At 70.4% G+C, this 12,876-nt stretch carries 11 protein-coding genes; 9 read left to right on the forward strand and 2 right to left on the reverse strand.

What is annotated here, in order from left to right:
- Positions 1 to 9: 9 nt before the first annotated feature.
- Positions 10 to 1,368, forward strand: coding sequence for a hypothetical protein (locus ACZ48X_RS04690; RefSeq protein ID WP_336350256.1), 1,359 nt, complete (start codon positions 10 to 12; stop codon positions 1,366 to 1,368).
- A gap of 129 nt (positions 1,369 to 1,497) precedes the next feature.
- Here ACZ48X_RS04690 and ACZ48X_RS04695 read toward each other — a convergent pair whose 3' ends face one another.
- Positions 1,498 to 2,931: a bifunctional metallophosphatase/5'-nucleotidase gene (locus ACZ48X_RS04695; protein WP_336350255.1), complete on the reverse strand. Its 1,434-nt coding sequence runs from the start codon at positions 2,929 to 2,931 to the stop codon at positions 1,498 to 1,500.
- A gap of 109 nt (positions 2,932 to 3,040) precedes the next feature.
- On the opposite strand from ACZ48X_RS04695, the gene ACZ48X_RS04700 reads away from it, so the two are divergent.
- From ACZ48X_RS04700 to ACZ48X_RS04730, 7 genes are all read left to right on the forward strand, one after another.
- Positions 3,041 to 4,603 (forward strand): hypothetical protein, encoded by a 1,563-nt coding sequence (locus ACZ48X_RS04700; protein WP_336350254.1) that lies wholly within the window; start codon positions 3,041 to 3,043, stop codon positions 4,601 to 4,603.
- Between the two features lie 72 nt (positions 4,604 to 4,675).
- Positions 4,676 to 4,921 carry a DUF5816 domain-containing protein gene (locus ACZ48X_RS04705; RefSeq protein WP_336350253.1) on the forward strand — a complete coding sequence of 82 codons (246 nt, stop codon included), beginning with the start codon at positions 4,676 to 4,678 and terminating at the stop codon, positions 4,919 to 4,921.
- 139 nt (positions 4,922 to 5,060) lie between these two features.
- On the forward strand, positions 5,061 to 5,399 hold the full coding sequence (locus ACZ48X_RS04710; RefSeq protein ID WP_336350252.1) for a DUF7116 family protein: 339 nt from the start codon (positions 5,061 to 5,063) through the stop codon (positions 5,397 to 5,399).
- A gap of 117 nt (positions 5,400 to 5,516) precedes the next feature.
- The gene (locus ACZ48X_RS04715) at positions 5,517 to 6,890 is read left to right on the forward strand and encodes an NAD(P)/FAD-dependent oxidoreductase (RefSeq protein WP_336350251.1); all 1,374 of its coding nucleotides are present in this window, start codon (positions 5,517 to 5,519) and stop codon (positions 6,888 to 6,890) included.
- Between the two features lie 145 nt (positions 6,891 to 7,035).
- Positions 7,036 to 8,334 (forward strand): NAD(P)/FAD-dependent oxidoreductase, encoded by a 1,299-nt coding sequence (locus tag ACZ48X_RS04720; protein ID WP_336350250.1) that lies wholly within the window; start codon positions 7,036 to 7,038, stop codon positions 8,332 to 8,334.
- A 96-nt stretch (positions 8,335 to 8,430) separates the two neighbouring features.
- On the forward strand, positions 8,431 to 9,279 hold the full coding sequence (locus ACZ48X_RS04725) for a helix-turn-helix transcriptional regulator (RefSeq protein ID WP_336350249.1): 849 nt from the start codon (positions 8,431 to 8,433) through the stop codon (positions 9,277 to 9,279).
- Positions 9,280 to 9,384: 105 nt separating this feature from the next.
- Positions 9,385 to 10,812, forward strand: coding sequence for an NAD(P)/FAD-dependent oxidoreductase (locus ACZ48X_RS04730; protein WP_336350248.1), 1,428 nt, complete (start codon positions 9,385 to 9,387; stop codon positions 10,810 to 10,812).
- 146 nt (positions 10,813 to 10,958) lie between these two features.
- On the opposite strand, the gene ACZ48X_RS04735 is transcribed toward ACZ48X_RS04730, so the two are convergent.
- Positions 10,959 to 11,360: a carboxymuconolactone decarboxylase family protein gene (locus ACZ48X_RS04735; RefSeq protein WP_336350247.1), complete on the reverse strand. Its 402-nt coding sequence runs from the start codon at positions 11,358 to 11,360 to the stop codon at positions 10,959 to 10,961.
- Between the two features lie 280 nt (positions 11,361 to 11,640).
- Between ACZ48X_RS04735 and ACZ48X_RS04740 the strand changes: the two genes are divergently transcribed.
- Positions 11,641 to 12,864 carry an MFS transporter gene (locus ACZ48X_RS04740; protein ID WP_336350246.1) on the forward strand — a complete coding sequence of 408 codons (1,224 nt, stop codon included), beginning with the start codon at positions 11,641 to 11,643 and terminating at the stop codon, positions 12,862 to 12,864.
- The last annotated feature ends 12 nt before the right edge of the window (positions 12,865 to 12,876 follow it).

A 12,876-nucleotide genomic window follows, 5' to 3' on the forward strand; every position in this document is an offset into this window, starting at 1 on the left:
TCGGACGACATGCCCTCCGACTCCGCGGTCTCCTCCATACCAGAGCTGTCGCGCCGCCGCGTGCTCGTCGGCGTCGGCGGCGCCGTCGGCCTCGGCACGCTCGGCTCGATAGCGGTCGGCGCGACCGCGCCGACCGCGCTCCCGGACGTCCTCACGGACGAAGCGACCAAGCACTACCCGACGCCGCCGGAGGTCACCGACCACTGGCGGCCGACCGTCACGGAAGCGCACGCCAGAGACGTCGTCGAGACCTTCGAGACCACCCACGAGCGCGCCGACGAGCGCTGGGCGCGGATCGACGAAGACCGCTTCGGGTCCGGCGGCAGCGGCTGGCTGGAGGACGCGCGCTCCGAACTCGACGCCGGGAACTACCACGAGGCGCTGTTCGCCGCGACGTACGGCCTCCAGTTCGCCGCGATCGACCTCGGCAAGGCGCGCGCCAAGCAGGGCGACGCCGACATCCCCGCGTTGGCGGAGCGCGCCATCGACGTCCGCGAGCGCGCGACCGCCGTCGTCGACGCGCTCGCGCCGTACCGCGTCGACGACCCCGGAACCGACCTCGCGTGGTACCGCCGCATCGAACAGGAGGCCGTCGGCGGCGCCTGGCGAGCGACGTGGTCGACGGTCGAGGAGACCGCGAACGGCGTCGACGACGACGACGGCCCGCGCCGCACCCAGTTCGACCCGGGAGGCGTCGGCGACCTCACCGAAGGCGTCGTCCTCGGCGACGTCGCCGTCTCGAACGCCGAACGCTTCCACGACCACCTGATCGAGCGCCTCAGCGAGGACGCGACCGCCTACGAGAGCCACCTCGACTTCGTCGTCGAGGACTTCCGGAGCGTCCTCGCGGACGCTCCCGACCGCGAGACCGTGCTCGAACGCCACGACGTCCGCAGCACCGACGACTACGGCCCCGACGAGTTCGCGCACTCGCGACTCGCCCGCTGGTGCTACGACGCCCCCTACGTCAACCCGTGGACGAACGAGATCGACACCGACGCGAAAGCCCTCATCGCCGTCGCCCTCGCCCAGGGCGTCGTCGACCACCGCGCCCACCAGTTCGCCATCGACAAGCTCGTCGTCGACGAATCCACCGAAGGCTTCGACTCCGGCCACGTCCTCGCCGAGAAACGCCGCGCCCGAAACACGTACCAGAACGTCATCGGCGACGACCCCGACCCCCTCCTCACCCGCCAGGCCGCCCGCGCCATCGAAGACCTCCAGGTAGCCACCGTCGACCTCGACCACACCGACGGCGACTGGACGCCCTGGAAGGAACGCCTCGACGCCTACCTCTACGCCCTCCTCGGCCGCGCCAAACTCCACCACCACCCCGACGTCTACCAGCAGTTCGTCAACTGGCCCTGACCCGACGAGAGCGACCAAGCGCACCGCGGTGACAACGACCCACAGTAACGCCCGCCTGGCGGCGGCCTCCGCTCGTGCAGTCACCCCAGCCCCGAAACGGCGACCTGGCGGTCGCCGTATGCTACTGAGTCAGTCGGACCAGGCGACTCGACCCTCCAATTGCGGGTCGAGACCGTTCTCGCGGGCGTAGGCGGCGAGCACTTTGTACTGGACGTCCCCGAGGTCGACGCGGTGGGATTGGTCGAGCGCGGGGAACTCGTGTTCGGTGTGGAAGAGGTAGTCGGTGGTGGCGAGCGTGTACGTCGCGTCGTCGTCGACGAGGTCGCCGTCGACGCGGAGGGCGATGATCTCGTCGCGTTCGCGGTCCCAGACGACGGTCGCGCCGGAGAGGTGCGCGTGCCACCAGTCGGGTTCGCCGAACGAGAGGTTCGCGCCGTGGGCTTGCGTGATGGTCTGCTTGAGTTCCGCGCCCGTGAGTTCGGCGACCGCGACCGGCTCCTGGAACGGGACGACGCTCATGACGTCCGCGATGGTGACGTCGCCCTCGAGCGGGTCGCCCTCGCGGACGCCCCCGGAGTTCTGGAGGCCGACGTCAGCGCCCGTCGCCCACCGGTACGCGTCCGCGACGAAGTTCCCGATACGGGACTCCCCGCGGAACGCCGCCGCATGCGTGCGCTCGATGGGGTCCTCGACGTGCGCGACGACCTCGTTCAGGTCCGCGCGCGCCATCGCATCGCGCATCGCGTCCGCGACGCCCTCGTGGACGTCCGCGGTCGCGGCCTCGTGGCGCGTCACGTCCACGCGCACCTCGCCGTCGTCGTCCACGTCCAGCGCGACCTCGTACGCGATACGGCCGTTCACGCCCGGGCGAAGGAGGACCGCGTCGTCGACGCGCTCGACGATCTCGCTGTGGACGTGCCCGCCGAGGACGACGTCGACGTCCGCCGCGACCGCCAGCTCGTCGTCCTCGGTCCCGAGGTGCGACACCGCGACCACGCAGTCGGCGCCCGCGTCGCGGCACGCCGCCGCCGCGCGCTCCCCCGCCGAGATGGGGTCCGCGAACGCCACGTCCGTCGCGTTCGGATTGATGGAGTTCGTCGCCGGCGTCGTCACGCCGAACAAGCCCACGGAGATACCGTCGACGTCGCGCACGACCCACGGCTCGGTGTCTTCGCTCGCGAACCGCTCCCCGGCGCCGCCGTCCGACGCCTGCCGGTCGTCCACGCCGCCGTCGCTCGCGGCCGCCGGCGTCACCTCCTCGACGTTCGCGGTGAGCCACGTCTGCGGGGAGTCCGCGACGAGTTCCCGCGTCACGTCCGGGCCGTAGTCGAAGTCGTGGTTCCCGAACGTGTCGAAGTCCGCGTCGACCGCTTCGAAGAACGGGAGCGCGTGACGGCCTTCGGTGACGAGCGAGAGCACGCCCGGCGCGGTGTTGTCGCCGCTCCCGACGACGACGGCGTCGTCGCCGTCGAGGCCGGTGAGGAGTCCGGCGAGTCGGCCGATGCGTTCGGGGTCGTCGAAGGCGTTCTCGACGTCGGAGTAGTGGAGGAGACGCGCAGTCATCTAGTCACCGAACGCAGGCACTCGCCGCGTTTGAGGGTGTCGAATCCGACGACGGTCGACGTCGCCCCGTCGCCAAGAGGTATGTCGACGGACGCCGTAGTGGTCGGTGATGCGTCGACGCGCCGTCCTCTCCGCGTTCGCCGCGTCGCTCGGTGCTGGCTGTAGCGCGTTCGAGCGCGACGACCGCCGTGGCCGCGGGACGTTCGGCGTCGACGACCCGCCGACTGGAACGAGAACCCAGCGCGCGCTCCGTCCCGTGCCGTACTCGCAGTTCGAGGGGACGACCGCGAAACTCCCGGCAGCCGACCGCGCGGTCGCGTTCTCGCCCGCCGAGACCGGGTCCTCGAACTCGCTCGTGTTCCGGGTGGCGTTCGAGCGGGACGCGACCGATTCGCGGCCGGCGACGCTGCGCGCGACGCTCCGGAACCGCTCCGACGAGACGGTGACCGTCGACACGCGAGGCATCCCCGCGTTCGACCCCGAACCGGTCTACCGCCCCGTCGAGACGACGTCGGGCGATGTCGACGGTGGGTCGTCCGAGCGTCCTGGCGCGTTCGCGCTCGCGCCGACGCCGAACCACCCGTTCTCGGTGTCGACGCCCGCGGTCGCCAGGTCCGACGACGGGTCGTGGACGGTCCCGGGCGTCGACGCGTGGCTCCCCGAATCGGTGACCATCGACCCGTGGGGGAACGCGACCGGTCGGTACGCGCTCGTCGGCGTCGACTCGGACCGCGACGCTGGTGGGGCGGCGACGAGCGACAGCGCGTCGGACGCGCCAGCGGACGACGACGCGGACGCCGGGACGTCCGTCGCGACGGGCCGGTACCGGCTCGGCGAGAGTGCACTCGCGACGACGGCGTACGTCTGGGACCTGACCGCTCCCGGGCCGACGACTCCAGCGGACGGCGTCGGGTCGGGACTCCCACCGCTATCGTCGGTCGACCAGTGGTATCACGACGTAACCCCGCAGTCTCGCGCGTGGCTGGCGCCCGCGGTGCGTCGGGTCGCGGCGCCGGGTACGCTCTCGTTCGAACTCGTCAACCACACCGAACGGAACCTCGTCGGCCGCACCGACCAGTGGAGGGTGTATCGACTCGCCGACGACGCGTGGAGGCCGCTCACGTGGCGCGGCCGGAACGACATCAGCGAACCCATCCTTCCCGGCGAGCGCGTCTCGTGGACGCTCCGACTCGCACACGACGGCACGCCGCCGTCGGGCGATGGCGTCCCGATACCGTTCCTCGGTGGCGGAACGTACGCGTTCGCGAGCGCGTACGCCGACGGGTTCGCGGCAGCGTTCGAGCTCGACGCCCCCGAGCTGTCGCTTCGTCCGACCGACGGCGTGGTCGTCGAACGCGACGGCGACGCGCTCGTGGTGAGCGACCGCGACCTCGACGACGAGTCGACCGTCGTCGTCTTCGAGCGACGCGCCGTCGACGCGACGCCGTCGCGGACGCTCCTCACGGAGGAGGTGTACCGCGACCGCGCGCTCCGGAACACGCTCGCGTACGCCGACAGCGCCGACGTCGTCCGGTATCGGACCGCGGTCCCGGCCGACCGCGGGCCGTTCCGGTGGGGCGACGGTCCGTTCCGGTTTACGTACGACGGCGAGGCGTCCGCGATCGAACGCGTCGACGACGAGTCGCGCGCCCGAAGACGACTCCGGGAGTGACCGACCGTCGGTTCGATGCCCGCGGTGACCGGGACGAACAGCACTAAGTCGCGGCGTCGACTTCGTCGATGCATGGAGTTGGACCCTCACGAGACCGACGACGGCGAGACGGTGTACGTCTCGACGACGGAGGGCGACCGCGGTTCGAAGGCGCCGTTCATGGTGGTGTATCGGACGAGCGACGGCGAACGCAAGTACGGCTGGTTCTGCGCGAACTGTTCGACGTTCGACAACGCGATGGATTCGATGGGGCGCATCCAGTGCAACGAGTGCGGGAACTTCCGGAAACCGACCGAGTGGGACGCCGCCCACGAGTGACCACGGGGGCTCGGCCACCCTCGAAGCTATCACGGACGTGACGGTCGGTACCGGTCCCGTAGCGCCGTCTTCGGCTTCGAACCCGAAGAGGTGTTTATACAACAACTTTATGCCCTCGCTGTGTGATAACACATATCGAATGGTCTCTGGTACCACGACCGAGAACCTGCACGAGCGCGCGAAGACGATCTTCCGCGGCCTGGGCTACGACGTGACCGACGCAGCCGGCGAGTTCCGCGCGGAACGAGACTGGAAGACGGTCTTCGTGAACCCGACGCGCGACGTGCCCGAGACCCCGACCGGCGGCGACCTCCGCTGCTTCGTGACGCCCGAGGACACCGCCGACTCGCTACGGGAGAAACTCCTCGCGGACAAACCCGACTACGACTGGGCGATACTCTCCGTCACCGACGCTCCCGCAGCGGGCACCGACGGCGGCTACGACGTCATCCATCCGCCACAGGACCCGCTCCGGTAGCGCCCCACCCCTATCGCTCCGGTCTCCGACCCCACGACGACCAGCGGCGGCGTCGCGATGCACGCCGCCGACCGTGGTTCGGACCGTTTATTATCCCGGCCCGACCGGTGTTGGCGTATGAAGCGTGTCGACGTTGCCGTCGTCGGAGGTGGGCCCGCGGGGACGAGCGCGGTCTGGGAAGCCGCGCGCAACGGCGCCGACGCCCTCCTCCTCGAGAAGGGCGTGCCGCGCGCCGACCGCGACGGGCTCGGTCCGGACTCGACGGACGCCGCGGGGATGCTCGATTACTGGATAGACATCATGGACATCGACCCCGGCGACCTCCCCGACGGCGTCGTCCTCCAGGAGCTCGACTGCGTGGAGTTCATCGGGCCGACGGAGACCGCGACGATGTACGCGACCGGTATCGAGTCGAGCTACGACCGGTTCGGGTACACGTTCCAGCGCGCTCGCATGGACGACTTCCTCCGCGAGCAAGCCGAGGAAGCGGGCGCGACGTACGACGTCGGCGTCTCCGTCCGCGGGGTCGACACGGACCTCGACGCCGAGTACCGCCACACCCTCGAACTCGCGGACGGTGAGGACGTGGAAGCGAAGTACGTGGTGCTCGCGGACGGCCCGCAGCGCCAGGTGTCGATGGGCGTGCTCGACGGGTTCCTCCCCGAGCATCGCGCCGCGTCGGACGTGATGTCGCCGCCGAAGGCGAACCACATCGCGTACCAGGAGCACCGCGAGTTCCCCGAGGGCGCGTTCGAGGACGACCGACTGAAGTTCTGGTGGGGGTGGATGCCGGGCGAGACCGCGTACCCGTGGGTGTTCCCGAACGACGGCAACGTCGCGCGCGTCGGCCTCACGATGCCCATCGGGATGACGCTCGACGACGTCGAGCACCCCGAGGCGTACCGCCTGCTCGACCCCGAGGACGAGTCGCTCCCGAAGGCGAGCGAGTACATCGAGCGCCTCCTCGAGCGCGTGTACGGCGACGAGTACGATATCGAGGAGGACTTCCCGCGCGTCGAGGACCGCGGGAAGTCCAAGGGGACGGAGACGTACCCGATCTCGTCGACGCGGCCCATCGACTCCCCGGTCGGCGCCGGTATCGCGGTCGCGGGCGGCGCGATGGGGACGACGAGCGCGTTCCACGAGGGCGGGTATCACGTCGCCGTCCGCTCGGGGAAGATCGCGGGCGAACTCGCCGCGACGGATTCCCTCGAGCGGTACAACGACGAGTGGCGGCGCGCCATCGGCACGGAACTCATCCGGAACGTCGCGTTCGCGGACCTCGTCGCGGAGTACGACCCCGACGACTGGGACCGCACGTTCAGTCTCGCGAGCCGGATGCTCGGCGACGGCGCGGACGGGAAACTCCTCTCGCGACGCCTCAGTGCCGGCCCGGGCGCGCTGAAGCTCCTCGCGAAGTACAAGTGGCGCAAGCGCTCGCTGAAGAAGGACGGCTACGTCCAGATCACCGAGGACGAGTACCGGGTCTGAGCGCGCGGTCGACGACCGCGTCGGGTCCCGACCGTTCGTCGGTGCCGCCGCGCCCCCTCGTGCGCGACGAATCCGGTGGTGTCGATTGCTGCGGCTGCGTGCCGCGGTGCGACGGCTTTTACTGCGGGCGTCCGAACGGTCGAATATGACTGCTGGAGACGGAACGCGGGATCCGTTCGACGCGTTCCGCGCCGACGTGGACGTGCGAGCGACAGGGAGCGGTGCGACGACGCGGGCGGCGACCGGTGGCGAGGCCGGCCACCGGTCGGTCGCCGTGGTCGGCGGTGCGATGGCGGGGCTCGCGGCGGCGCACGCGTTCTCGCGATTGGACTGGGGCGTCGTGCTCTTCGAGCGCCAGACGTTCGACGAGAAGCGCGTGAACTGCGGGGAGGCGATGACGGACGTCACCCGGATTCCCCTGGCGAAGACGGCGGAGAACGGGTTCGCGAACGACACGCCGACGTTCGAGGTGCAGGTGTTCACGGGCGACGTCGACGACCGCGAGCTCGCGGGCACGGGGCGGTTCCCGGCGTCGCGAGCGTACGTCACGGACCGCGCGCTCGTCGAACGCGCGTGGGCCTCCCGATTGCGAGCGAACGGCGTGGACGTTCGCGAGAACACGGGCGTGTCGAAGGCCGACTTCGAGGAGTTGTGCGAGACGCACGACCTCGTGGTGGACGCGACCGGACAGCCGTCGCTCGCGAGCAAGATAGAGGGGACGACCGCGGAGTACGCGGGCGCGATGACGGCGCTGAACGCGGACGTCGAGGGCGACTTCTCGGACCTCTACCCGGATTCGCGCATCGTGTTCGAGAACTACCTCGGGTACTCGTGGGTGTTCCCGAAGTCCGAGTCGCGCGCGAACGTCGGCATCGGGTGGGCGCAGGACCGGCAGCCCGAGAGCTACATGGCGGCGTTCGAGGCGGCGTGCGAGCGCAACGACTGGCCGGTGCCGACGCGCGAGCAGGCGAACGTGTACACGATACCCAGGGGACCGTCGCTCGACCCCGACCGGACGTGGCTCCCCGACCGCGGCGTCGTGCGCGTCGGCGACGCCGCCGGGATCGCGAACCGCTTCACCGGCAAGGGCATCTCGCAGGCCATCGAGTCGTCGTATCTCGCCGCCGCACTCGCCGACGCCGGTGCGCTCGACGACTACCCCGATGCGCTCTACGCGCGCCTCCGCGACGAGTACCGGCTCGCGTACGTCGTCCGCGGCGCGCTCGAGGACGGCCGCCCGGACATCCTCTCGGGCGTCATGGAGGCCGTTTCGGGCATCGACGTCGAGGACGTGGACCGGAACCCGCGGAAGGCGTTCGCGCGCCTCGCGCGCCACCCGGTCCTGGTCGCGAACATGCTCGGCAGCAAGCCGATGCTGAAGCGCGCGTGGCGAGCGTGGACGAACGACTGGGAGTTCAAGCACCTGGACGCGACCGCGCGTTGACGTCCGGGAACACGCCAGGACGACCGGGAGTGCGTCCGGACGCCCGGTGTCGCGACCGGACGAAGCTTTGTTACTAACTAGCACGAACGTGTGCGTATGGCGACCGAGTCCACGCCAGAGAACGCCTTCGACGGCGAACGCGGCGACGCGCTCGAGGACGTCTCCTTCCTCGCGCGCTCCGCGAACCGCGTCCGCATCCTCGCGGCGGTGACCGACGCCGCGGCGTCGCGGCGAACGCTCGCCGACGACACCGGCGTCTCCCGGACCACGCTCGACCGCATCGTGAACGAGTTCGAGGACCGCGGGTGGGTCCACCGGCGCGACGACGGCACGTACGCGGCGACGGCCACGGGCGCCGGACTCGTCGACGCGTTCGAGCCCGCGCTGGACGCCGCCGTCGCCCTCCGACGGCTCGGCGACGCCGTCGACTGGCTCCCGCGCGACGAGCACCCCATCGACCTCGCGCACTTCCGGGACGCACACGTCAGAGAGCCCGAAGGCGGCGACCCCGTCGAGACCGGACGGTACTTCGCAGACCTCGCGCGCGAGGCCGACGAACTCCGGGTGATGAGCGAGTGGGCACCCCCCGAGTCACTCGCCCGGCCGATGCGCGACGAGGTCGTCGCGGGCGACCTCGACGCGACGTTCGTCGTCACCGGCGACATCGCCGAGCAGGTATTCGCGGCACCCGAGCGAGCGGCGCGCTGGCGGGAGATGCTGTCGACGAACGCGACCTCGTGGGTCGTCGACGGCTCCATCCCGTGCAACCTCTACGTGTTCGACGACAGGGTGCTCCTGAAGCGCAGCGGGCCGGACGCGGTCAGCGAGTCCTACGGCGTCCCCATCGAGACCACGAATCCCCGAGTTCACGAGTGGGCGCTCGAACTGTTCGAGTCCTACCGCGAGGACGCGACCGCGGTCGACCCCGACGCGCTCGCGGGCTGACGACCGGGCAACCGCAGGGGTCGACTCACCCCGTGAGTACGTCCTCGCGGTCCGGGCGACCACTCGCCGGGTAATGGGACGAGGGGAGCGCACCATCGTTCGAGTATGACGCTCGACGAACTCGAACGGTACGACGCGGACGCGGTCGAGTACTGTGGCGACCGAGCGGTCGTTGTCGGCGGAAGCGTCGCCGGCCTCCTCGCGGCGCGCGTGCTCGCCGACGGCTTCGACGAGGTCCTCGTGCTCGAACGCGACGAGGTCCCCGACGAGCCCGTCCAGCGCGACGGCGTCCCGCAGGCGACCCAGATCCACGCGCTCCTCGAAGCGGGCCGGGCGACCATCGAGGATTGCTGTCCGGGCTACTGCGAGTCGCTGCTCGCCGCTGGCGGGGTACTCTTGGACGGCGCGCGCGACCTCCGGTTCTACGACCAGGGCGGCTACCTCGCCGACGGCCCGCGGCGGATGCCGTTCTACGCCGCGACGCGACCGCTGTTCGAGGACGTCCTCCGCGAGCACGTCACCGCCGGACGGTCGGTGACGGTCCAGGACCGCACGCGCGTGACGGACTTCCTCCTCGACGACGACGGAGACGCGGTCGTCGGCGTCGAGCGACGCGAGGGGACCGGTGACGCCGAACGCGTGCCTGCGGACGTCGTCGTCGACGCGACCGGGCGCGCGAGTCGCACGCCGCGCTGGCTCGAAGCGAACGGGTTCCCCGCACCGCCCGTCGAGGACGTCCCGATCGACGTCGGGTACGCGACCGTCGCCGTGGAACGTCCGCCCGGGGGCCGGAAGACGATGCTGGCGATGGCGTCGGCCCCGCGGACGCGCGGCGAGGCGGTGTTCCCAGTCGAGGGCGATCGCTGGCTCGTGAACGTCCACGGCGTCGCCGGCGACCACCCGCCCGCGGACCTCGACGGCGTCCGCGAGTTCGCCGCGTCGCTCCCGACGGACGCCGCCGCGACCACGCTGTCCGAGCACGAGATTCGGGGCGACGTCCACGCCTACCGATTCCCGTCCAGTCGCCGCCGGTACTACGAGCGCCTCGACACGGTTCCAGAGGGCTTGCTCGTCGTCGGCGACGCGCTCGCGAGCTTCAACCCGATATACGGTCAGGGGATGTCGGTCGCGGCGCTCGAGGCGCTCGCGCTCCACCGGGCGCTCGCAGCGGATGGGACGACGGGTCTCCCCGAGCGGTTCTTCGAGAACGCCGCCCCGGTCGTCGATCACGCCTGGGAGATGGCAGTCGGTGCGGACGCCCCGTTCGCCCCAGGCAACGCCCCGGTTCCGGGTCGCGTCGCCGCGTTCGGTCGCTACTTCGACCACGTGATGCGGGCCGCCCAGGACGACGGCCACCTCCGCGAGGCGCTCATGCGCGTCATCGCGATGCAGGACTCGCCGACCGCGCTGGTCCGGCCGAGGGTGCTCCGTCGCGTGGCCGCGGCCGAGGTCAGGAACGCCCGCGCTCGGCGGTCCACGACCGGGTCGGCCCTGCGTCGACTGGCGTCCGCGCTCGGCTCGCGGTTCGCGTGACCGAGGCGTCGAAGCCGGGACTGCGACGCCCGGGCGCTCGTGGTCGAACGCATCGTCCTCGCGCGTCGGCACGAACTCACCGCGGGACGTCGGTTCGCGCGCCGTGACACGACGCGAGTGCGAACAAAGAAAGGAATCGGAGTGGATCAGTCGTCGCCCGGTGCTGCCTGCTGTCCTTCGACGTGCTCGACGATCTGTTCGGTCTCGCGTTCGAACGCGTCGAGGTCGATTTCGCTGCCGTGGAGGACCGTCGAGAAGTACCTGACGCCGCTGGCGATGCCGACGGCCTCGGTCAATTCCGCGTCGGACGCGCCCTCCATCGTCGATTCGGCCTTGTGGAAGTGGATACAGTACGGGCACTGGATGGCCGCTGCTGCGCCCAGTCCGACGAGCGCCTTCTCGCGGCCCGAAAGCTCGGTCTCGCCCAGCTGGAAGTCCCGCATCATGCCCCAGCCGTGGTCTGCCGCGGCCTCGGGGAGTGCCTCGATGAAGCTCGGCACTTGCCCGAGGTGCTCCTCGACTTCGGCTCGTGTTTGCGCTGATACCATGTGTCTCTCGTCCCGGGAACCGTGCCGCCGCGTCCGCGAACAGGACGCGCCCGGCACAGGCCCATGCTAGCATCCCACACGAGATCGCTTAGCAGTATCTTCCACGAGCCAGCAGTTTGCTTACCGAAGGCCGACCAGATCCGACGCCTTCGGACCATTCCGGGACGTCACCGACGGGCGCGTGAACTCCCGGACCCCGGCATGGAACGCCGCAGTATTACGATTTCTGCAGGTCGTATTACCGGAACGTAATTGAGGGCGGTTCCGGAAGCATCGGGCGATGCCGGAGTCGTCGCGCGTCGACGTGCTCGCTGGGACGCCGCGTAGCGTCCTCAAGTACTACGTCTACAAGGCGACGAAGGCGGTCGAGTTCTACCGCCCCATCATGTACCTGTTCCTGCTCGCGCAGGACCTCTCGTTCACGCAGATCGCCATCCTGGAGGCGACGTACAACGTGACGACGGTCGTCGGCGAGATACCGACGGGGTACGTCGGCGACCGCGTCGGCCGCCGGAACAGCCTCCTCATCGGGACGGTCGTCATCGCCGGGACGCTCGTCGGCATCGGCCTCTCGAACACGTTCCCCGCGTTCCTCGCGCTGTACGTGGTGTGGTCGATGGGGTACAACTTCCGGTCGGGCAGCGAGGACGCGTGGCTGTACGACACGCTCACCGACGACATCACGGAGGACGCGTTCGCGGCCGTCCGCGGTCGCGGCGAGTCCGCGTCGCTCGCGGTCGGCGCGGTCGCAGCGGTCCTCGGTGGGTATCTCGGGAGCGTCGACCTCTCCTATCCGTGGTTCGTCGCCGCGGCCGTCACCGCCGTCGGCGCGCTCGTGCTCCTGACGATGGACGAACCCGACACGTACGAGGACGCCGACACGGACGTCCTCGGACTGCGTCGCATCGTCGGTATCGTCCGGGACGCGCTCGCGCAGCGGAACGTCCGTGCGCTCGTCGTCTACTACTACGTGCTGTACGCCGCGGTGACGTACCTCGTGTTCGTGTTCCTCCAGCCGGTGTTCGAGACGGTCGTCGTCGACCTCGGCGTCGACCAGTCGCTCGTCGAGTCGCTCCTCGGGTGGTTCTACGCCGCGTACAGCCTCGTCGGCGCGGGCTTGAGTTACTACACGGGCTGGATTCGCGACGTCGTCGGGATGCGGACGTGGTTCGTCGCCCTCCCGTTCGTCGTCGGCGGGGCGCTCGTCGGGATGGCGTTCGTCCCACTGCTCGCCCTTCCGACGTTCCTCGTCGCGCGCGGCCTCGCGGACGTGACGCGGTCGTTCGCCGCGCAGTACGTGAACGACCGCATCGACACCGTCGGGCGCGCCACCGTCCTCTCCGCGATGGCGATGGTGAGCGGCCTCACCGTCGTTCCCTTCCAGCTCGGGAGCGGCGTCATCTCCGACGTCGTCTCGCCCCTGATAGCGCTCGCCGTCGCCGGCGGCGTCCTCGTCGTCGGGTCGGCGCTCGTGCTCGCGTGGGAAGTGCCGATCGCCGAGTGACGGTCCAGAATG

It is taken from the genome of Halorubellus litoreus (assembly GCF_055378595.1).